Origin of the sequence: uncultured Cellulomonas sp. (assembly GCF_947494015.1) — a bacterium.
Lineage (GTDB): Bacteria > Actinomycetota > Actinomycetes > Actinomycetales > Cellulomonadaceae > Pengzhenrongella.
In genome coordinates this window covers 71,414-92,587 of the sequence record NZ_CANLTL010000006.1, presented here as the reverse complement: position 1 = coordinate 92,587, position 21,174 = coordinate 71,414, and the positions used below count along the sequence as shown (strand labels likewise).

Below are 21,174 nucleotides of genomic sequence, written 5' to 3'. Positions count from 1 at the left end.
CTCGCGCCGTGGTCCGGCTCACGCCGCCGGCTCGCGCCGTGGTCCGGTCCACAGCGGCGACCGGCTCATGGGGCCGCCGGCTCGACCACCTCGCACCGGTCCAGCTCGCGCTCCACGGCGTCCCGCTCGGCCGCCGTCACCCACAGCCCGTACGCCGCCTTCACCTCGGCCTGGCGCATCACGTACCGGCACCGGAACGGCCGGTGCGGCGGCAGCCAGGTGGCCGCGTCGCCCGCACCCTTGGCCTGGTTGAGGCCGCCGTCGACCGCGAGCAGGTTGCGCGGGTCGTTCGCGAACGCGGTCCGGGTCGCGTCGTCCCAGCCCTGCGCACCCTTCTGCCAGGCGTCCGAGAGCGCGACGACGTGGTCGATCTGCACCTCGGCGCTGGTGTCGACGCCGCGGACGAAGTCGACGGGTCGCCCGCTGTACGGGTCCTGCAGCGTCCCGGTCAGCACGACGCAGCCGCCGGTGCCGTCCTTGACGGTCCGCACCGCGAGATCACGGCCGAGCACGTCGTTGCGCGTGTCGCAGCCGTTGCGGTCCACGTCGACCCAGGCCTGGCCGAACAGGTCCCGGTCGTACCCGGTCCGCGGCGCACGGCCCTTCACCTCCAGCGACGCCAGCGCCGCGCGGGCGGACGCCAGCTCGTCAGGGGTGACGGGGTAGCGGAGTCCGGTCCCGGTCGACGTGAGCCCGGGCGCCGCGAGCAGCGCGCCGGCCGCCACGGCCACCGCGGACAGGAGGTAGACGACGAGCGGCACCAGACGCCGTCGGGCACGGCGGGGCAGGACGGACGGCATGCGCACGAGGGTGCCATCCCGCGCCCACACTCCGGCCGAAGCGCGACCCCGTCGGTGGTGCGACGCCGGTCACGCGGCCCGGGGGTCGGCCGTGGCGGCGGACCGTCAGTCCTGCTGGCCGGGCTCACCCGGGCGGGCCTCGTGCCCCCGTCGCCCGTGCGTGCGGTTGGCCTCCTTCATGGTCGACTCGTACACGTGCCGCCGGCCGCCCACGAGGCGCTCGCGGACCACGCGCTCGGACTCGCGGAACGTCGTCCAGTAGCCGTCGTCGAAGTCCTCCACCACCTGGAACGACCAGCGCCCCTCCAGCACGTTGCGGCCCACGAGCTCGGCGCGGACGGCGTCGGCGAGGTCGGCGTGCCCGGCGTCCTCGAGCTCGTCCAGGGCGTCCTGCAGCTCGTTGTCCGCCCGCCCGATGAGGCGGTGGAAGGCGTAGAGCATCCCGCGCGCGTGGTCGGCGACCTCCAGTGCCGCGGTCACCTTGCCGACCGCCCGGACCGTCGCGTCGTCGACGCCGTCGGGGGCCTGGTGCGCGGGGTCGGGCCGGTCGGGGTCGGTCGGCAGGGCGGGGGCGCCGCCCGGGACGTCGTCGGCGGTGGGCTCGGGCTGGCTCATGCGGACATCGTCCGACGGCGGACCGCCCCACGCACCCGGGACCTGCCGCCGACGGGGCGGTCGCCGGTCGACGGTCGGGGTTAGGCTGCCGCCGCGTGGCCGATCGGCTCTGCGTGACCCGACCTCTGGGGAGCAGTCATGGCTGTCCTGTCCGAGATCTTCGCGACCAAGCACAAGGGCGCGCTGGCGCGGGCCGAGGCGCTGGACGCCGGCGACGACGCCCCCGACGACGTCCCGCACCTGGAGCTGAGCGACGTCACGACGCTCGAGCTGGAGGTGCTGGGCGAGATCGCCGCCGGGACGCTGCGGTTCGGCACCGGTGACCTCGAGCTCGAGGAGGTCGACCTCGACCACGAGTCGCTGTTCGAGCTGCCGCCGTTCCTGTGCGAGGTGCTCGTCGAGCTGGGCAAGGCCGAGGACCCCGACGCGTTGTCCGAGGTGGCGGCCGCGTGGGCGGCGTCCGACGAGATGGACGTCGACGCCTCGGTGACCCAGCCCGTCGTCGCGGACCTCGTCGAGCTGGTGACCGGTGCCGCGCGCGAGGGCCTGAACGTCTACCTGTGGGTGCAGCCCGCCTGACCGGGGCTGCCGCCGCCGGACGGTCCCGCGCGCGGCGGTCCTCAGCCGCCCAGCCGGCTCAGGCTGAACGCGGCCAGGAACCCCAGCGTCGTGATGAACCCGGTCAGGATGTGGGTGCGCTCGAACGCCTCGGGGATCATCGTGTCGGCGACCATCGTCAGGATGGCGCCGGCGGCGACCGCCGTGATCACCGCGACGACGGCGGGGCTGGCGGCGCCGAGGGTCGCGTACCCCACCGCGGCGGATGCGGCGCTGGCCAGGGCGATCACCGTCCACACGCCGAAGACGTACCGAGCGCTGCGGCCGGCGCGGCGCATGCCGGCGGCGCTGGACAGCCCCTCGGGCACGTTGGAGATGACGACGGCCGCGACCACGGCGACGCTCACGCCGCCCCCGCCGAGCAGGCTGACGCCGAGGACGACCGACTCGGGCACGCCGTCGAGCAGGGCACCGATGGCGATCGCCGAGCCGCTGCCGGACTGCTCGTCCTCACCGGGCTGCTGGTCGCCCGACCGCTTGCGGTGCCGTGCGCCCCGGCGGGCCAGCGCGACGTTCGCCGCGACGTAGACCGCCGCGCCGGCGAGGAACCCGGCCACGGTGGACGCCAGGCCCCCGGTGTCCGCGGCCTCGGCGGTGAGGTCGAACGCGAGCGCGGAGATCAGCACCCCGGACCCGAACGCCATCACCGCCGCGATCACCGCCTGCGGGACGCGCACGAACCACGCGATCGCGGCGCCCACGACCAGCGCGGCCCCGCCCAGCAGTCCCCACGCCCCGGCCTCGACCCATCCCGTCACCGGGCGATGGTGGGGTCCGGTCACGGGGCCCGCAACCGCTGACGACGGGCAGCGGTGCACGCGTTCAGCGGGTCTGCGGCTGGCTGCCGGCGTCGTCCGGCCGGTCGAGCAGGCTCAGGACGAGCTGGACCGCGCCGAGCGCCGCCCCGAGGGCCACGGCCGGGCGGCGCACTCCCCGGCGGCCCAGGGCGCCGATCGCGGCAGCCTCGAGCCGGTGCGACCCGACGACCGTGAGCGTGCCGAGCCCGGCCAGCGCCGCGGCGACGGCCCAGGCGGTCGTCCGCCGCGCGAGCCGGGACCGCCCGTCGGGGGACGGCTGGTCCGCGGCGGTGTGGTCGTCGGCGGGGGCGCCGGTGTCTGCCGCGGGCGTGGCGGCGGTTGCGGGGTCGACCGTCGCGTCGTCGTGCGTGGCGTCCCCGCGCTGGCCGCCCCCGGTGACGTCGCCGTCCGGGTCGGTGCGGTCCTCGGCCATCGCGGCGCGGGCGGCCCGGAGCGCACCGATCACGCGGGGGACGACCGCCGCCAGCAGGCCGGCACGGACGAGCCGGCGCCGGGCGGGCCGGTCGTCCAGCTCGCGGGCGGCGGTCCACAGCGCGGTGAGCACGGCGTCGAAGCCGGCCCACAGCAGCGTCGCCCGGGTGGGGGCCGGCCGGTCGGGGCGAGGGCCGGCCGCGTCGTCAGGTCCCATCGCGCCACGCTAGCCGCGCCTCTCCGTGCCCCACCAGGACCGGCGCGGCCGGCGCACCGGTCAGCGCACCGGCGCCCGCACCGGTCGGCGCAGGGCGTCGGCCAGCACGTCGATCGTGCGGTCCACCTCGGGCAGCTCGGGCGTGGGCTCGCGGTTCAGGTGCCCGTGCAGCATCCCGGCGGCGAGGTAGGTCGTCGCCTCCCCGCCGCTGTCGAGGAGCTGGCGGGCGAACAGCTCGCCGGACGGTCGCAGGTCGTCGTGCTCGGCGACGACGACGAGCGCGGGCGGCAGGCCGGTCAGGTCCGCGTGCCCGGGCATCGCCTCGTGCGGCACGTCGGTGAGGCGGCCGACGTAGGTACGCACGATCGATTCCCACCGGTCGGTGAAGCGGTGCAGCACCGGGACCTCGCGCATCTGCGCCAGGACGGCGTCCGGCAGGGCGGGGGTGGGGAAGTGCAGGGCGGGATAGGCGAGCAGCATGCGCGCCGGCCGGGCGGTGCCCCGGTCCCGGGCGCGCAGGCACGCGGCCGCCGCGAGGTTGCCGCCCGCGCTCGTCCCGCCGATCGACATGCGGGTCGGGTCGATGCCGAGGTCCCCCGCCGCGGCGACCAGCCAGTCCCAGGCGGCGGCGACGTCGTCGAGCGGGACGGGGTGACGCACGCCGCCGACGGCGAGCCGGTAGCCGACGGTCAGCACCACGGCCCCGGCCCGGCGCGCGAGCTCGGCGCCGACCACGTGCGCCTCCGGGGCGTCGAGGGAGCCGCCGGCGAACCCGCCGCCGTGCAGCCACAGCACCCCGGGCCCCCGGGCGTGCGCGGTGGCCTCGGACGGTGCTGCGTCGCGCGGGCGCAGCAGCCGCGCCGCGACGGGCCCGTGCGGTCCGGGGATGGTCAGCGGCGAGACCGCGACGGTGTCCGGCACCGTGTAGGGGTGGGGGTGCGACCGGTACGCGGCGAGCCGGGCGTCCTGCTCGGGGCTGCGCGCGGCGTCGGTCGCGAGGTCGATGCCGTCGAGCATCGGGAAGCGGCGCACGAAGAACGGGTCGATGGGCATGACGTCAGCCTCCCGCAGCGCGCCGGCGCACGGGGCCCGCAGGCCCCGGCGTCGGCGCGCGGGGGCCAGGACCGGGGGTCACCCCCGCCGGGTCACCGCCTCCCGGCGGGCGGCGAGGAGGGCCGCCGCGGTCAGCACCACGGCGGAGCCGACCACCCACGCCACGTGCACGGTGGCCGGCCCGGTCGCCGCACCGGTGAACGCCTCGACGTCCTGCGCGGGGAGCAGGGCGCGGTACACGAGCTGGCCGAAGTGGTACGTCGGCAGGTAGCGCGCGAGGTCGCCCATGACGTCCGGGAGCTCGGACAGCGGGATGAAGAACCCGGAGGCGAACGCCAGCGGGAGGAACACGACGTTCGCGACCACGGCGGCCGTCCGTGGCCGGGCCAGGTAGGCGATCGCGAACCCGAGCGGCGCGAACAGCACGACGCCGGCCAGCATGAGCGCGGCGTAGGCCGCCCACTGCGGGGCGGCCAGGTGCACCCCGCCCGCGGTCGCCGCCAGCACCGCCATGGTCAGCGCGATGAGCAGGGTGTGCACGAGCGCCGCCCCGAGCTTGCCGGCCAGGTAGGCCCAGGTGGGGAACGGCGTCGCGCGCAGCGTGCGCAGCCAGCCCCGGCCGCGGTCCTTGGCGACGTCCTCCCCGAACACCACGATCGCCAGCGTGACCACTCCGTAGCAGGACAGCGACAGCAGCATCGCCAGGCCGATCCGGGTGCCCCCCGGCAGCAGGCTCGCGGCGTTGGTCAGCCCGAACATCGCGTAGAGGATCACCGGGATGACCACGGCCCCGACGGCGAACTCGGGGCTGCGCAGGCTGGCCCGCACCTCGGTGACCACCTGCAGCGCGAGCAGGCCGGTGCCGCCACCGGTGGGCCGGGCGTGCACGACGTCGTCCGGTGCGGACCTGGCCGACGGGGCGGTGGTAGGGGCCGGGACGCGGCGGTCCGGGACGGCGTGGGTGCTCATCGGACTGCTCCTTCGGGATGCGCTGCGGAGGTCTCCTCGGTGAGGGCGAGGAACACGTCCTCGAGGTCGTCCTCGCCCATGAGCTCGGCCGGCGTGCCGTCCGCGAGCAGGCGCCCCCGCGCGACGACCAGGACCCGGTCGGCCACCTGGGCGGCCTCGGTCATGTCGTGCGTCGCGAACAGGACGGTCGCCCCGTGCCCGACGGCGGCGCGGGCTTGGGCCCAGAACGAGCGGCGGGAGACGACGTCCATGGCGGCCGTCGGCTCGTCGAGCAGCAGCAGCTCCGGCTCCCCGACCAGGGCCAGGGCGAGGAGCAGCCGCTGACGCTCCCCGCCGGAGAGCGTCGTCACGGTGCGACCGGCGCGGTCGGTCAGCGCGACGCGCGCCAGGACGTCGTCCACCGGGACGGCGCGGGGGAAGGCCCGGCCGACGAGCCGGACGAGCTCGCGGACCGTCACCTGCTCCGGCAGCCCGGCGGACTGGAGCATCGCGCCGACCCGACCGCGCGCGGCCGCGGGTGGCCCGCCGAGCACCTCGACCCGTCCGGAGGTGGGACGGGCCAGGTCCAGCAGGAGCTCGAAGGTCGTCGTCTTGCCGGCTCCGTTCGGCCCGAGCAGCGCGACGATCCCGCCGCGCTCCACGGTCAGGTCCACGCCGTCCAGCGCATGGACGGAGCCGTACCTCTTGGTGACGTCGGACAACGCGATGGCGGTCATCGGATCTCCCTCTCTCGCCGTCGACGCTAGGGAGCGGCGGGCGCTCCGGGCCCGTGCCGGAGGTCATCGATCGGGACCATGACCTCCGGCACGGGTCACCGTGCCGGGGCGCTCGTAGAGTCGGTGGGTGGCCTCCCGCACGGACGACCGGCTCGCGGCCGGGACCGGCATCGCCGCGACCCTGGTGGTCGGCGTCGCCGGGCTGGTGGGGGTGTGGACCGGCGGCTCGGGCGCCGACCTGCCCGGGGTGTGGTGGACGGCCTACGTCGTCTTCGTCGCCGCCTTCCTGGCGGACTCCGACCTGGCGCCGGGCGCCGCCACCGGCGCACGACCGGCGTGGTTGCGGTCGCAGGTCCTGGTGGCGGTGGAGGTCGTCGCAGCCCTGGTGGTGTGGTTCGCCGATCCGTACGGCGGGTTCAGCGCGGTGCTGTTCGTGGTCAACGCGGCGTCCGCCGCGTTCGCGCTGTCACGCAGCGCGACCGCGGCGGTCGTCGCGCTGCAGACGCTCGCGGTGGCCGTCGGCACGGCCGTGCAGGGTCGCCCACCGCCGACGTCGTGCTGTCCACGCTGATCTACGCCTCGTTCCAGGGCTTCGCCGGGCTGGTGGTGCACTCCGCGCGGCGCGAGTCGGACAGCCGGGCGGCGCTCGCGGCTGCGCACGCGGACCTGCGCGCGGCGTCGACCCTGCTCGCCGCCTCGAGCCGGGACGCCGAGCGGCTGCGCATCTCACGCGACCTGCACGACGTCGTCGGCCACCAGCTCACGGCGCTCGCGCTCGAGCTCGAGGTCGCCGCGCACCGCGTGGACGGGGACGCCGCCGAGCACGTGGTCCGGGCCCGGGGCATCGCCAAGGACCTGCTGGCCGACGTCCGGGCGACCGTCGGCGACCTGCGCGGTCGTCCGCAGGGGCTGGAGTCGGCGCTGCGGGACGTCGTCGAGGACGTGCCCGGGCTGACCGTCGACCTCTGCGTGACCCAGAGGGTGCCGGTGAGCCAGGAGGACGCGCTCGTGGTGGTGCGGTGCGTGCAGGAGCTCGTCACGAACGCCGTCCGGCACGCCGGTGCGCGGCGGCTGGTGGTCCGGGTGGTCGGGGATGGGCACGGGGTCACGATCGAGGCGCGCGACGACGGCCACGGGGTGGACCGGCTCGTCCCGGGCAACGGGCTGACCGGCATGACCGAGCGGGTGCAGCACCGCGGTGGCGTGATCCGGTTCGACCCGGCGCCCGGTCGCGGGTTCGCCGTCACCGCGCGCATCCCGGCGCCCTGACGCCCGTGCCCCCCGTGCCGCCGATGCCGCCCGTGCCGCCGGTGACTCCCGGTCGGCCTGGCTCGCCCGGGGCGCCGGTCACGCCGGTCACCCGGGTGGCGATCGTGGACGACCAGACGCTGGTGCGCCAGGGGATCCGGAGCCTGCTGGCGCTGAGCCCCGACGTGCTGGTGGTGGCGGAGGGTGCCGACGGGGACGACGCGCTCGAGATCGTCGCGGGCACCGAGGTCGACGTGCTGCTGCTCGACCTGCGGATGCCGCGCCGTGACGGCATCGCGACCCTCGAGGCGCTCGCGGACCGCGGGCTGACGGTGCCGGTCCTGGTGCTGACCACCTTCGACGACGACGAGCTCGTGCTCCGTGCCGTCCGGGCCGGCGCCCGCGGCTACCTGCTCAAGGACGTCACGCTCGAGCAGCTGCTCGGGGCGGTCCGCACGCTGGCGTCGGGCGGCACGCTGCTGCAGCCGGCGCTCACGGACCGGCTGCTGCGTGCGGTGTCCGCGGGCCGGTCCGGGCCGGTGGAGGGCTTCGACCGGCCCGACCCGTTGACCACGCGCGAGCTCGACGTCCTGCGGCTGGTCGCCGCGGGACTGTCCAACAACGAGATCGGCTCCGCCCTGCACCTCGCTCCCGGGACGGTGAAGAACCACGTCACCGCGGTGCTGCTCAAGCTCGGGGTCCGGGACCGCACCCGCGCGGTGCTGCGGGCCCTCGACCTCGGCCTGCTGCACGGTCCACCATCGTGACGGGGTGGCGCCGGGCCGTGACGACCGGGCGGCCGTGACGGCGACGGCCCCCTGACGACGGCCCCCTGACGACGGGTCCATGAGGGCCAGTTCATGACGAGGAGGACGACGATGTCCGGTGGAGCAGCCCCTCCCACGCCTGGCGCAGGCCCGGCCGGCCCGAGTGCGGGTCCGCAGGACGACCCGGTCGCCCTCGAGCGTGCGGGCTGGCGGGCGCTGACGAGCGGCGCCGACGCGGCGACCGCGCACTACGACGCGGTCCTCGCCGACCGGGTGGTGATGCTGCTGCCGGGTGGCACGGTGCTCACCGATCGGGCGCAGGTGGTGGCCTCCATGGGCGGGCCGGCGTGGGACTGGTACGACCTCGAGGACCTCGCCGTGCTGGAGCCGGCCCCGGGGACGGCGCTGGTGCACTACGGCGGCCGAGCGCGTCGCGGCGAGCACACCTATTCCGCCCTGTTCGCCAGCCTCTACGTCCGCACCGACGACGGCTGGCGGATGGCCTCCCACCAGCAGACGCCGCGCTGAGGCCGACCGGGCGTGCCGCCGGGATCACGGCCCGGTGAGCGGGTCCTGCAGCCCGCTCGCGCGCCGCACCGGACGGGCGATCGCCGCGCGGACCGCCGCCTCGGAGCCCACCACGCGCACGTGCTCGCGGGCGCGGGTCACCGCCGTGTACAGCAGCTCCCGGGTGAGCAGCGGTGAGGACTCCGGCGGCAGGAGCACGCAGACCCGGCGGAACTGGCTGCCCTGGCCGCGGTGGACCGTCATGGCGTGCACCGGCTGCACGGCCGGGAGCCGGTGCGGCCGCACGAGGTGCGGCTCGGCAGGGTTGCCGAACGCCACCACGCTGCCGCCGGCGCCGTCCGCGACCACCACGCCGGTGTCGCCGTTGTACAGACCCGTGTCCCGGTCGTTCGCGGTGACCAGCAGCGGCAGTCCCGGTGGCCACGCCTGGTCGTCCGGCCCGCCGACCGCCTCGGACACCCACCCCCGGGCGAGCGCCGCCCAGCGTCCGACGCCGGCCGGACCGTGCCGGTGCGCCAGCAGCAGCCGATGGTCCTCGAGCGCGTGCAGCGCGCCGGCGGCGTCGCCGGCCCGGGCCGCGGCCGTGAGCCGGGTACCCGCCGCGACGACGTCCGCACGCACGCCCGCGACGTCGGCCTCGGTGAGCCGGTCCCCGGTCTGGACCAGCTCGACCGTGGCCGACCCGGCGCGCAGGACGTCCACGGCGGCGTCGGGGTCGCCGCGCCGGATCGCCTCGGCGAGCGCGCCGAGCTCCATGCCGTACCGGTACGTCTCGGTGAGCCGGACGACGCCGTTGCGCAGGGCCCGCACCGCCTCGGGGTCGTGCGGGACGTCGGCGCCGAGCACGGCGCGGAGCCGGTCGGGCAGACCGTCGGCGGCCGGGGGTCGGCGCACCAGGCCGCCGAGCACGGCCCCCGCCTCGACCGACGCGAGCTGGTCGGGGTCGCCGACCAGGACCAGCCGGGCGTCGGGGCGCAGCGCCTCGAGCAGCCGTGCCATGAGCGGCAGCGACACCATCGACGTCTCGTCGACCACGACCACGTCGTGCGGCAGCCGATGGTCGGCGTCGTGCCGGAACCTCGTGGACGACCCGGGTCGCCAGCCGAGCAGCCGGTGCAGCGTGGTCGCCGACGGTGTCCCCACGCGTCGGTGGTCGGTCGGCTCCATGGCGTCGACCACCTCGCCGACCGCCTCCTGCAGCCGGGCCGCCGCCTTGCCGGTGGGCGCGGCGAGCGCCACCCGCAGCGGCGCGTCGGTGACGTCGTGCAGCACCGCCAGCAGCCGCGCGATCGTCGTGGTCTTGCCGGTGCCGGGACCGCCGGTGAGCACGGTGACCCGGCTGAGCGCCGCGGTCGTCGCAGCCAGCCGCTGCCGGCTGCCGTCGGCGCCGGGTGCACCCGGGAAGAGGCGGCGTGCCGCCTCGGCGAGCCGGTCGGGCGGGACCGCGAGTGGCGCGGCCCGGAGCCGGCCGTCGACCTCCCGACGGACCACCTGCTCGTGGCGCCAGTAGCGGTCCAGGTACAGCCGGTCGCCCACCCATCGCGCGGGCCGGTCGTCGGGCCCGTCCATACCGACGGCGACCAGGGGGCTGGCGGCGACCGCGGCGCGCCACGCGGTGGGGGCCGGCCACGGCAGATCCTGGTCGGCGGGCCCCACCGGTCCGGACGGCGCCGTGTCCCCGGCGTCCTCGGCGTCGGCGACCGCGAGCTGCTCCACCTCGTCGAGGTCCAGGCACACCGAGCCGGCGCGGACGGCCCGCACGGTCAGGGCCACGGCGAGCAGCACGCGGTCGTCGTCCTCGCCGGTCAGGCGCCCCAGCCGCTGGGCCACGTGCACGTCGGCGGAGTCGAGCACGCCGGCCCGGTTGAAGGTCGCCAGCAGCCCGCCGGCCCGGGTCGCCAGACGGGCGTCGACCGCTCCCGGCCCCGGTGCCGTGCCGCTCACGGCGTGCCCCCGTCGATCAGCGCCGACAGCTCGACCACGAGCGCGGTCGGTGGCCGCCAGCCCAGGACCCCGCACGGCAGGCCGTCGACGACGGGGGTCGTCGGTCCGGCCATCCCGCGGACGAACAGGTACAGGCCGCCGCCCAGGTGGCGGTCCGGGTCGTACCCGGGCTGCCGCCACCGCAGGAACCGGTGCAGCGCCACGGAGTAGAGCAGGAGCTGCAGCGGGTAGTGCGCGTCGATCATGGCCGCCACCATGGCCTGCGGTCGGTAGTGCCAGGCGGTGACGGGCTCGGCGACCGGCGCCAGCCGGTTCGTCTTGTAGTCCACGACGACGTACCGGACGTCACCGTCGTGGTCGGGTCGGATCCGCAGGACGGCGTCGATCGACCCGGTGAGGTACCCGCGCAGCGGCTCGGTGGGCATGCCGGGACCGGTGAGGCGGTCGGCGTACGCCGCGAACGGGTCGTCGGCCGGGAGGTGCCGGCGCAGCAGGTCGCCGACCGCGCGCAGCGTCGCGGCGCCGGCGCGCGGCTCGTCCCCGCCCGCGAGCGGCAGCTCGAAGACGAGCTCCGCGAGCCGGTCGGCCGGTGAGATCTCGCCCAGGGTCCGCCCGTCGGCGGCCGGGCCCAGCGGCGTCGACATGACCGGCAGCAGCGCGGCGGCCAGGGCGTCGGGCTGCACACCCAGGCCCCGGGTCAGCGACGCCTCACGGCAGTGCCGCCCGAGCTCGGCAGCGAGGTCGCCCGTGCCGGTGTCGACGTGCTCGAGCACCTCGTGCACGAGCGTCCCGAACGTCGTGCCGCCGGGCAGGTCGCTCATCGGCGACGGCACCCCGCGCAGGCGTGCCTCCTGCGCCGCACCGTCCGAGGCTGCACCGTCCTCGGCGGTCCCGTACTCCGCCGCGCCGTCCGTCCCGGGCAGCGGCACGACCGACCCCGGACCGGCATCGGACCCCGGCTCGTCCCGGACCCCGGTCACCTCCGGCTCGGTGGACACCGACGCGTCGTGCGCGGCCGCGGTCAGCCCCGAGTACGACGTGCGGCGCCACGTCGGGTCGAGCCCCCGGGTCAGGCTGCCGACGGCCAGCGTCGGTCGGTCGGCCGTCGGGGGGTCCCAGTGCGCGGGCGGGACCGGTACCTCGACGACCTCGTGCCGGACCGACCCCGCGGAGCGCGCCGCGACGGCCCCCAGCGCGGTCGCCACGGCGTCGTCGTCGGGGAGCCTGACGGCGTGCGGCGGCTCCGCCCCCGGGCCGTGCCCACCGAGCAGCAGCCGGGTCAGCGGAGCGGAGGCGCTGTTGGTCGACGGCGCCCACCAGACGACGACCTGCGAGGCGGCGCGGGTCAGCGCGACGTAGGCGATGCGCAGGTCCTCGCCGAACTCCTCGGCGACGTGCCGGCTGCGGGCGTCGTCGTAGCCCGGGGACCCCGGCCCGCCCAGGTGCAGCAGCCGGGTGCCGTCGTGGTCGTGGTACCTCAGCTGGGCCGGGTTCTTGTCGACGTAGCGGTCCCACGCGAACGGCACGTGGACCACCGGGAACTCCAGGCCCTTGCTGGCGTGGACCGTGACCACCTGCACCGCGGCGGCATCGGTGTCCAGACGTCGGCTGCGTTCCTCGGCGTAGTCCGTCTCCGCCTCGGCCACGCGGGTCCGGAGCCACTCGGTCAACGCGACGGTACCCATCCGACCGGCGATCGCCGCCTCGTGCAGCGCCTGCCCGATGTGGCGCAGGTCGGTGAGCATCCGCTCACCCGTCGTCGTGCGCAGCAGCCGCTCGGTCAGCCCCTCGGCGCTCGACCGCTCCAGCAGCGCGGCGACGCCCTGCTCGTCGAGGACGTGCGCCCAGGTCCGCAGCCGGTCGGCCAGCACGTCCCGGTCGGCGTCGGAGGCCTGGGCGAGGTCCCGCGCCGTCCAGCCGACGAACACGGTGAGCGCCGCGGCGGCGACCCGGCCCGAGTGGCCAGGCTGGCTCAGGGCCGTCAGCACCGCCAGCCAGTGCCGCGCCGCGGGCGCGGTGAACACGCTGGACACCCCGGACTCGACGGCGGGCACCCCGGCGTCGGCCAGCGCGGCGCGGATGGCGGACGCGTCGGCGTTGCGGCGGGCGAGCACGGCGACGTCGCCCGGGCGCAGCGGTCGCCAGCCGTCGCCGTCGCGCAGCCGGGTCGTGCTCAGCGACGCCACGACCTGCGCCGCGACGTCCGCGTAGATCAGGTCGCGGACGGCGCCGACCTTGGGGTTGCGCACGCCCGTGACACCGAGGGAGGCCCGGGTCACCTGCCGCAGCCGCACCGGCGGCCCGCCGTCGAGCCGGCGCTCGCGGTGCTCGGCGTCCACCGGCCGCACCACGATCCGCGGGTCGCCCAGAGCCGTCGGCCCCAGCACGGCCGCGAGCCCGTCCAGCACGGCCTCGTCGCTGCGCCAGTTGCGGCCCAGCGTCTGGACGGTGTCGGCCTCGCCGAGCGCGCGCAGGTAGGTCACCACGTCCGCGCCCCGGAAGGCGTAGATGGCCTGCTTGGGGTCGCCGATGAGCACCAGGGTTCGGTGCCCGTGGAAGGCGGCGCGCAGGATCTCCCACTGGACCGGGTCGGTGTCCTGGAACTCGTCCACCATGACCACGCGGTAGCGGGACCGCACGCGCTCCACCGCGGCGGGCCCGGTCACCGGGTGCACCAGCGCGTCGCGCAGCAGGACGAGCAGGTCGTCGTAGTCGAGCACCCGCCGGGCCCGCTTGCGCCGCGCCAGCTCGGCCCGCACGGCCCCGGCCAGCCGGACCCGGTGCGAGGCCTCGGACGCCGGCTCGGCGTCCGGCGGGCGCAGCTCGGCGTCGTGGTCGGAGACCGCCGTGCGGGCGGTCCGACGGGCGTCGTCGACCGTGAGCGCCGGCCGGCTCGCCGCGTACGCGCGCACGTACAGGTCGTCGACGACCTCGTCCACGAGGTCGGCGATGTCGGGCACCAGGACCGCGTCGGCATCCACGTCACCCGCGGTACCCAGCGCCCCGAGCATCTGCTGGCAGAACCCGTGCGTGGTCGCGATCGTGGCGGCGTCGAACTGGGCCAGCGCGGTGGTCAGGCGGCGCCGGCGCCGCACGCGCTGGTCGTCGCCTCCGGCCGCGAGGTGGCGCACGAGGGCGTCGGACGACCGTGCGGCGTCGGGGTCACGCAGGGCCCGTTCGGTGGTGACCAGCCGGTCGCGGACCCGGTCACGCAGCTCCGACGTCGCCGCGCGCCCGAAGGTGACCAGCATGAGGTCGGAGAGCTCGGCGTGGCCCTCGGCGACGTACCGGGTCGCCAGCGCCGCGATGGTGAAGGTCTTGCCCGTGCCGGCGCTCGCCTCGAGCACCGTGGTGCCGGACGGCAGCGGCCCGCACACGTCGAAGACGGACGTCGCGATCGCGGCGCCGGCCGGGGCGGTGCTCACACCGTCTCCGTGGTCTCGTGGGTGACGACGGGCTGCCACAGCCGCCGTGCCAGCGCTCCGAACCGGGTGCCCTCGTCGGGCCACCAGGAGTGCTCGGTGGCGGTGGGCCGGGCACCGAGCAGGTCGTCCAGCCGCACCCGGTCACCCCACACGTACGCGTGGTGGTCGTCGAGGTGCTCGTAGGCGTCGACGAACTGACGCGCGGCACCCAGCAGCGCCTGCTCCTCGAGGTCGCCACCGGCACGGTCACGCGCGTAGGTGTAGCTCGCCGCGACCGGCAGCGGCAGCGGCTCGTCGAGGGCGGCGTCCCGCAGCGCGACCAGCCCCGCGAGCAGCACGCGCGCCTGCTCGGGCGGGGGCGCGGTCATGGTCGCGACGGTCGCCCGCGAGCTGGTCGTGGCCGACTGGCCGACGGTCACCGCACGGAAGCCCTCCGAGCCGCTGCCCGCGCTCAGCGCCAGCAGCTGCACCCAAGCCCGCAGCCGGTACCTCGGGCGCAGCCTGGAGAACACCGGCCGCAGCAGGACGTCGCCCCGCACGCCGGGGACCGACCCGTTCACCTCCCGCCCGTCGGCGAGGGTGATCGTCACGTCCACGACCCGCGCCGGCGTGCCGAGGTGGTGGCGGGCCACGTCGGCGATCGGGTCGACGTGGTGGCGCACGTCGTCCAGCACGGCGCCGCCCAGGCGACGGGGCGGCAGCTCGCCGCGGCGCAGCTCCGCCTCCCGCGCGCGGTCGGGGTCCACCCCGGCCAGCGCCGCCGTCAGCAGCCGGTCCCCGATGCCCCAGCGCGTCAGCGGGTCCACCGCGAGCGGCAACCGGTCGTCGACGTCGTCCGCCTCGGCCGGCAGCGACAGGCCGAGCCGGCGCCGCAGGAACGCGCGGACCGGGTGCTCGAGGTCCCGCACGAGGTCGTCCAGGTCCAGGTCGGCCCGCAGGTCCTGGTCCGGGGCCAGCGGGGCGTCGAGGAACGGGCCCGGTGCAGCTCGCGCCGCGCGTGCGGCGCGCGCGGCGCGGTGCGCGACGGCGTCGTAGCTGAACGGTCTCGGCGCCCCGAGCGCTCCGGGCGTGAAGTTGCGCTCGTCCACGGTCTGCAGCGGGTGACGCACCAGCACCCGGTCCCGGACCGAACCTCCACCGGGCACCTCCGCGGCGAGGTCGAGCGCGTCCAGCAGCTCACCGACCGGGACGGCCGGGGGCCGCAGCGCGCCGGTCCGCTCGTCGGCCCCCGAGTACAGGACCACCAGGTGACCGGTCGCCGCGGCGACCGCGTCGAGGAACAGCTGGCGGTCCTCGCCGCGCCGGTCCCGCTCACCCGCCAGGGGGTCGCGCAGCAGGAGGTCGTCGCCGTCGACGCGGGTGCCGCGCGGGAAGGCGCCGTCGTCCATGCCGAGCAGCACCACGACCCGGTGCGGCACCGCACGCATGGGCTCCATCGAGCACATGGTCAGCGCCCCGGTGCGGAAGCCGGCCCGGGTGGGGCGGCCCTGCAGTCGGCGGGCCAGCAGGGCGCGCACGTCCGGCAACCGCAGCGCGGGGTCGCCGGAGGCTCCCGCGGCCCGCCGGACGTCGTCGAGCACGGCGCGGGCCTCCACCGCCTGCCACAGGTCCGCGGGCGCGGTGCCACCGAGCAGGTCCAGCGCCCGGTCCAGGGTGTCGAGCCACCGTGCGGCCGGCTGGGCGCCGTCGAGCTCGGCGAGCACCTCGGCGAGCCGGTCGACCAGCTCGGCGAGGCGCCCGGCCAGCTCGACGTCGGTGCTGTCGACGTCGTCGAGCGGGAGGGCCGAGGCGACGTAGCGCTGGTCCTCGTCCGCCATCGCGGCGCCCAGCAGGATGCGGTCGAGCGCGGTCTGCCAGGTGCCCTGCGCGACGGCGCCGAGGCCGAACCGCTCGCGCCGCGCGCGGTCCTCGCCCCACCGTGCCCCGGCCTCGACCGCCCACTCGCGGATCCGGTCGACGGCCTCGTCGCCGAACCGGAAGCGGCCACGAACCGGGTCGCTGCCGGCGAGGTCGACCACGTCGGACGCGGTCACCCGGCCGTCGGCCATCTCCAGCAGGCGGCTCAGCAGCGACAGCAGCGGGTTCGTCTGGCGCAGGGACCGGTCGGCGAGCCGCACCCGTAGCCGGTGCCCCGGGTGCACGTCGTCGCCGGACGGGTCGTCGGGGACGACGCCGAACGTCGCCGCGACCAGGGGGGCGACCGCCTCGATGTCGGGCGACAGGACGATGACGTCGCGGGGCTCGAGTGACGGGTCGGCGTCGAACAGCCCGATGAGCGCCTCGCGGAGCACCTCCACCTGGCGCGAGCGACCGTGGCAGGCGTGCACCTGCACGCTGCGGTCGGCCGGGTCCAGGACGTGCGGGTCGGCGTCCGGCGTGTCGTCGCGCAGCCGGCGCTGCAGGGCGCCGAGCAGGGTGGCGGGCGGCTCGGGCGGCGCGTGGTGGGTGTCGCCCGCCGCGCCCGTCGTGCCTGCCCCGGCCGCCGCGCCCGTCGTGCCGACCGGGCTACCCGCCGTGCCGGCTGTCGCCAGCCGCAGCTCCAGCTCGGTGACGTCCCGGGCCATCGAGGCCAGCAGCGGGTGCCGGGCCACGGCGGGCAGCGCGCCGCGCCGCAGGCCGGCACCGGGGGGCGGTGCCGACCGCCGCACCGCGTCCCACAGCGCGGGGGACGGGTGCGGCAACCACAGGTGCACGTCACGGTGCCCGCCGAGCGCGACCAGCACGCGCAGCCGTGCCTCCGCGAGCCGGGTGGCGCCGAACACCGAGACGCGGTCGGGCAGGTCCACGGCGCCCGGGTCGTCGTGCAGGCGTCGGACGACCTCGTCCAGGCGCTCGGCGGGACTCGCGGTGCCGATCCTGGACCGCACCCGCCGCCACAGCTCGGCCTGCCAGGCGAGGTCCCCGGGCACCGGCCGGCCGGTGCCGTCCTCGTCGCGGCCGCCCGCCCACGCGGTGAGCAGCTCGGGGCGCTGGGTCGCGTACGAGGTGAACAGGCCGGCGAGGTGCGCGGCCGCCTGCAGGCGCCGGCCCCGGCGGACGTCGTCGGGGGCCCCGTCCACGCCCAGGTGCCGGCCCAGGGGACGGCACCACGGCTCGCCCGCGCAGGCGTCGACCACGTCGAGCAGGTGCCAGGTGAGCCGGTCACGGGACCACGGGTCGTCGTCGGCGGTGTGCCCGGTGCCGAGCGCCGCGTTGACCACGTCGTCGAGCAGGCGGCCGGGGGAGTCGAACCGGATCGCGGCCGCGATGCCGCCCTCGGGGCGCGCACCGGTCCCGGGGCCGGCACCCAGGCGGTGCGACAGCCGTTGGGCCAGCCAGCGCTCGACGCCACGGGTGGGCACCGCGACGACGTCCACCGCGAACGGGTCGGCGGGGGCGTGCGCCAGGACGTCGGCCAGCGGCGTCACCAGTGCGTCCGCACGCTCCGAACGGTGCAGCCTGAGCACGGTGCCCCCCTCCAGCGGTGTCGTCGACGCCTCGCGGGCACGCTACCTGGGGCGTCCGACATGGCCGGCCCTCGGTGACCGCAGCCCGGGTCACGCGTCGGCGCGCTCGCCCTTCGGCATGAGCAGCCCAGCGAGCACCACCGCCAGCGCCACCCCGACCACCGACACGAACACCCCCGTGACGGCGTCGCCGAACAGCTCCGGCTCCGTCATGGCCTCCGCGCCGTCGAGCCGGGCGTTGACGATCGCCCCGAGGACGGCGACCCCGACGGCGCTGCCGACCGAGCGGGCGAACATGTTCGCCCCGGTGACGATGCCGCGCTCGCCCCACCCGACGCTCGACTGCGCCGCGATGAGGCTGGGGGAGGCGACCAGACCCATGCCGAGCCCGATCGCGAAGCAGCACACCCCCACGGAGACGACCGACGGGGACCCCGAGATCAGCGCGAGCGCACCCGTGGCGACCACGACGAGGGACGCGCCGATCAGCACGGTCGAGCGGAACCCGATGCGCAGGTAGATGCGGCCGGACAACGTCGCGGCGATGGGCCAGCCGATCGTCAGCATGGCCAGCGTGAGCCCCGAGACGAGCGGCGAGACGCCGAGCAGCGCCTCGAGGAACGTCGGCACGTACGACGTCAGCCCGATGAGCACCACGCCGACGCCGATGCTGATCATCGCGGTCGCGACCAGCAGCCGGCGGCGCAGCACCCACAGCGGCAGGACCGGCTCGACCGCACGTCGCTCGACCAGCACGAACACGGTCAGCAGCGCGACGGCGGTCACCAGCGCCCCGATGCTGATCGGCGAGTCCCATGCCCACGCGGTGCCGCCCTCGAGCAGCGCCAGGATGAGCAGGCTGACCCCCACGGTGAGCAGGGACCCGCCGAGCCAGTCGATGCGGTGCTTCTCCCGCTCGACCGTCTCATGCAGGTGCTTGACCAGCAGCCATGCCGCGAGCAGGCACAGCGGGATGTTGACGAAGAAGATCCAGTTCCAGGTCAGGAACTCCGAGAAGAACCCGCCGAGGGTCGGCCCGACCACCGCGGAGATCGCCCACACGCTGGCCATGTAGCCCTGCGCCTTGGCGCGTTCGGCCACCGTGTAGATGTCCCCGGCGATGGTGATCGCCATCGGCTGCACCGCGCCGGCGCCCAGCCCCTGCACGGCGCGGAACGCGATCAGCGCCGGCATCGACCACGCGAACCCGCACAGCACCGAGCCGAGCAGGAACAGCCCGACGCCGAACAGGATCACCGGCTTGCGGCCGACGGTGTCCGCGAGCTTGGAGTAGATCGGGACCGAGACGGCCTGGGTGAGCAGGTAGATGGAGAACAGCCACGGGAAGCTCGTGAACCCGCCGAGGTCCGCGACGATCGTGGGGACCGCGGTGGCCAGGATCGTGGAGTCGATGGCGACCAGGCTGGTGGTCATCATGATCGCGATGAGGATCGGGCCACGGGTCGAGCGGAAGCCGACGCCGTCGGCTGCCGTCGTGGTGTCGGCGGTGCTCAGGGGAGTGCCTTCTCTCGGTGCTCAGGGCCGCACGGACGGGGCGTGCACGTCCGGGCCGGCGCACCACACGGTACGACGGCGTCACGATCCGCACCCCCTGAGGGTGCAAGGACGTGCCCGGTGGGGACACGTACGAGGTGGGCGCGCGCCACGGCACTCGCCGGCGGCGCCCGGCAGCAGACGGCCCACCACACGGCCCACCGGACCGGCGGACGTCCGGTGGCGAGACGAGGAGGACGCGATGCACGCGCGACGGATCCACGGCACGCAGGCCCGGCGAGGCGCCGCGGTCCAGGGTCGACGGCGGCCACGACGGCTGGGTGCGGCTTCCGCCGTGGCGGCCGCTGTGGTCCTGGCGGGGTGCGCCGACGTCGACGGGGTCGGGTCCCCGACGACGCCGGACCCGAGCGGTGACCCGGCCGGCGAGGTGGTGGCCGCCGACCTCCCGCTGCTGCAGATCGAGCGCAGCGGGGGCTTCGTCCTGATGGGCACCGACTTCGCGAGCGTCCCCGAGCTGACGGTGTACGCCGACGGCGAGGCGATCGCGCACGGGCCGCAGATCCTCATCTACCCGCCCCCGGCGCTGCCCAACCTCGTGCGGCACGACCTCTCCGACGCCGACGTCGAGGCCCTGATCGCTGCGGCCCGCGAGGCCGGTCTGCTCGACGCCGCCGGCGACTACGGGCAGCCGCCGGTCGCGGACGCCCCGACGACGTTCGTGACCCTGCGGGTCGACGGGCGCGAGTTCGTGCACTCCGCCGAGGCGCTCGGCATCGGCGACGGCGCGGCGCCGGCCGAGCCGGTGCCCGCCACGACCGAGGGCACGACCGAGGGCACCGACGAGGGCGCCGATGCGGGCACCGACGACGCCCTGCCGGACGAGCCGCGGCCCGGCGACGAGCTGCTCCCGGGCCTCACCGAGGACGAGCGGTCGGCCCGCGCCGAGCTCGCTGCCTTCATTGCACGCGCGCACGAGCTGGTCGGGACGTCCGGCGAGGGTGAGCCGTACCCCCTGGACGCCTTCGCGGTCATGGCCCGACCTGCGCCCACCCCGGAGCCCGGTGACGCCCCGCCCGAGACGCCGTCCGCCGAGGACCAGGACGCCGCCGGCACGGTGCCGGCTCCCGACGACGGGCTGCAGCGCGAGGTGCTGCCGTGGCCGCTCGACCTGCCGCTGGCCGACGCCGAGCAGTGCGTGCTCGTCGACGGCGACGACGCCGGCACCCTGCGCGAGGCGGTGGCCGGGACGAGCTCGGCGACGCTGTACGAGCAGGGCGGCGTCCGCTACGACGTGTGGCTGCGCCCCCTGCTGCCGCACGAGGACGGCTGCGACGACGTCGTGTGAGGCGCCGCCCGCGAGGCCGTCCACGCGAAGGCTCAGCACCCGGTCCCGGCTGCCGATGACAGGGACGGACTGGACGCCGGAGGGAGGCAACGCGTGGACGGCATCGCCGCGATCGAGAACCGGATCTCGATGATCCAGAGCACCCTGGCGTCGCTGCGCCCGCAGCCGGTCGCCTCGGCGGCCGTCCTGCGGTCCACCACGGCGCCGAGCACGACCTCGGCCGCCACGTCCGGGTCGCAGTTCGCCGCCGCCCTCGCCACCGAGGTGTCCCGCCCCACGTCGTCGGCTCCCGTCGGCGGGTACAGCGGCGCCCAGCTCGACAACGCGGCGGCGATCCTGGCTGCCGGCGCGCGGCTGGGGCTGTCCCTGCGCGACCAGACCATCGGCGTGATGACCGCGATGGGTGAGTCGTCGCTGAAGGTGCTCGACCACGGCGACAAGGCCGGCCCGGACAGCCGCGGCCTGTTCCAGCAGCGGGACAACGGCGCCTGGGGGACGCTCGCCCAGCGGATGGACCCGACGGCGAGCGCGACGAGCTTCTTCACCGCGCTCCAGCGGGTCGGTGACCGCGACGCCATGTCACCGACCCAGGTGGCGCACGCCGTCCAGCGCAACGCCGACCCCCACCACTACACGAGGTACTGGGACGACGCCGTCGCCGTCGTCTCCCGTCTGACCGGCGCCTCGGCGGCGCAGATCACCGGCGGCTGAGCCGCGCCCGGCGCGGCCCCACCGGCGG

At 76.4% G+C, this 21,174-nt stretch carries 18 protein-coding genes; 7 read left to right on the top strand and 11 right to left on the bottom strand.

Annotated elements, in window-relative coordinates; translation table 11 throughout:
- Nucleotides 1–65: 65 nt before the first annotated feature.
- Complete coding sequence (locus tag Q0840_RS08635; protein ID WP_298458791.1) at nt 66–800, bottom strand: HNH endonuclease family protein; 735 nt, start codon at nt 798–800, stop codon at nt 66–68.
- Between the two features lie 105 nt (nt 801–905).
- Nucleotides 906–1,415, bottom strand: a complete 510-nt coding sequence (locus Q0840_RS08630; RefSeq protein ID WP_298458790.1) for a hypothetical protein — start codon at nt 1,413–1,415, stop codon at nt 906–908.
- A gap of 138 nt (nt 1,416–1,553) precedes the next feature.
- Here Q0840_RS08630 and Q0840_RS08625 point away from each other — a divergent pair, with 138 nt between their 5' ends.
- A complete protein-coding gene (locus Q0840_RS08625; RefSeq protein WP_298458788.1) occupies nt 1,554–1,994 on the top strand; it encodes a hypothetical protein in 441 nt (146 codons plus the stop codon).
- Nucleotides 1,995–2,035: 41 nt separating this feature from the next.
- Here Q0840_RS08625 and Q0840_RS08620 read toward each other — a convergent pair whose 3' ends face one another.
- From Q0840_RS08620 to Q0840_RS08600, 5 genes are all read right to left on the bottom strand, one after another.
- Entirely contained in the window at nt 2,036–2,791 is a 756-nt protein-coding gene (locus Q0840_RS08620; RefSeq protein WP_298458786.1) for a ZIP family metal transporter, read from the bottom strand.
- 64 nt (nt 2,792–2,855) lie between these two features.
- Nucleotides 2,856–3,479 carry a hypothetical protein gene (locus Q0840_RS08615; protein ID WP_298458784.1) on the bottom strand — a complete coding sequence of 208 codons (624 nt, stop codon included), beginning with the start codon at nt 3,477–3,479 and terminating at the stop codon, nt 2,856–2,858.
- Nucleotides 3,480–3,539: 60 nt separating this feature from the next.
- Complete coding sequence (locus Q0840_RS08610; protein WP_298458781.1) at nt 3,540–4,532, bottom strand: alpha/beta hydrolase; 993 nt, start codon at nt 4,530–4,532, stop codon at nt 3,540–3,542.
- 78 nt (nt 4,533–4,610) lie between these two features.
- Nucleotides 4,611–5,501, bottom strand: coding sequence for an ABC transporter permease (locus Q0840_RS08605; RefSeq protein WP_298458779.1), 891 nt, complete (start codon nt 5,499–5,501; stop codon nt 4,611–4,613).
- Nucleotides 5,498–6,217 carry an ABC transporter ATP-binding protein gene (locus Q0840_RS08600; RefSeq protein ID WP_298458776.1) on the bottom strand — a complete coding sequence of 240 codons (720 nt, stop codon included), beginning with the start codon at nt 6,215–6,217 and terminating at the stop codon, nt 5,498–5,500. The genes Q0840_RS08605 and Q0840_RS08600 overlap by 4 nt, the downstream gene beginning before the upstream one ends.
- A 127-nt stretch (nt 6,218–6,344) precedes the next feature.
- Here Q0840_RS08600 and Q0840_RS08595 point away from each other — a divergent pair, with 127 nt between their 5' ends.
- From Q0840_RS08595 to Q0840_RS08580, 4 genes are all read left to right on the top strand, one after another.
- Nucleotides 6,345–6,788: a hypothetical protein gene (locus Q0840_RS08595; RefSeq protein ID WP_298458772.1), complete on the top strand. Its 444-nt coding sequence runs from the start codon at nt 6,345–6,347 to the stop codon at nt 6,786–6,788.
- Nucleotides 6,773–7,486, top strand: a complete 714-nt coding sequence (locus tag Q0840_RS08590; protein WP_298458769.1) for a sensor histidine kinase — start codon at nt 6,773–6,775, stop codon at nt 7,484–7,486. The genes Q0840_RS08595 and Q0840_RS08590 overlap by 16 nt, the downstream gene beginning before the upstream one ends.
- A gap of 104 nt (nt 7,487–7,590) precedes the next feature.
- The gene (locus tag Q0840_RS08585) at nt 7,591–8,232 is read left to right on the top strand and encodes a response regulator transcription factor (protein WP_298458767.1); all 642 of its coding nucleotides are present in this window, start codon (nt 7,591–7,593) and stop codon (nt 8,230–8,232) included.
- Between the two features lie 111 nt (nt 8,233–8,343).
- Nucleotides 8,344–8,760: a nuclear transport factor 2 family protein gene (locus Q0840_RS08580; protein ID WP_298458765.1), complete on the top strand. Its 417-nt coding sequence runs from the start codon at nt 8,344–8,346 to the stop codon at nt 8,758–8,760.
- 24 nt (nt 8,761–8,784) lie between these two features.
- Here Q0840_RS08580 and recD read toward each other — a convergent pair whose 3' ends face one another.
- The 4 genes from recD to Q0840_RS08560 all read right to left on the bottom strand — a co-directional run bounded on the left by recD (nt 8,785) and on the right by Q0840_RS08560 (nt 19,090).
- On the bottom strand, nt 8,785–10,704 hold the full coding sequence (gene recD, locus Q0840_RS08575; protein ID WP_298458762.1) for an exodeoxyribonuclease V subunit alpha: 1,920 nt from the start codon (nt 10,702–10,704) through the stop codon (nt 8,785–8,787).
- Nucleotides 10,701–14,129, bottom strand: a complete 3,429-nt coding sequence (locus Q0840_RS08570; protein ID WP_298458760.1) for a UvrD-helicase domain-containing protein — start codon at nt 14,127–14,129, stop codon at nt 10,701–10,703. Before Q0840_RS08570 ends, recD begins: the two co-directional genes overlap by 4 nt.
- Nucleotides 14,126–17,575 carry an exodeoxyribonuclease V subunit gamma gene (gene recC / locus Q0840_RS08565; protein WP_298458757.1) on the bottom strand — a complete coding sequence of 1,150 codons (3,450 nt, stop codon included), beginning with the start codon at nt 17,573–17,575 and terminating at the stop codon, nt 14,126–14,128. The genes Q0840_RS08570 and recC overlap by 4 nt, the downstream gene beginning before the upstream one ends.
- A gap of 90 nt (nt 17,576–17,665) precedes the next feature.
- The gene (locus tag Q0840_RS08560) at nt 17,666–19,090 is read right to left on the bottom strand and encodes an MFS transporter (protein WP_298459076.1); all 1,425 of its coding nucleotides are present in this window, start codon (nt 19,088–19,090) and stop codon (nt 17,666–17,668) included.
- Between the two features lie 241 nt (nt 19,091–19,331).
- On the opposite strand from Q0840_RS08560, the gene Q0840_RS08555 reads away from it, so the two are divergent.
- Together Q0840_RS08555 and Q0840_RS19075 are read left to right on the top strand one after the other, a co-directional pair.
- Entirely contained in the window at nt 19,332–20,435 is a 1,104-nt protein-coding gene (locus Q0840_RS08555; RefSeq protein WP_298458755.1) for a hypothetical protein, read from the top strand.
- Nucleotides 20,436–20,528: 93 nt separating this feature from the next.
- Nucleotides 20,529–21,146 carry a hypothetical protein gene (locus tag Q0840_RS19075; protein ID WP_367183090.1) on the top strand — a complete coding sequence of 206 codons (618 nt, stop codon included), beginning with the start codon at nt 20,529–20,531 and terminating at the stop codon, nt 21,144–21,146.
- The last annotated feature ends 28 nt before the right edge of the window (nt 21,147–21,174 follow it).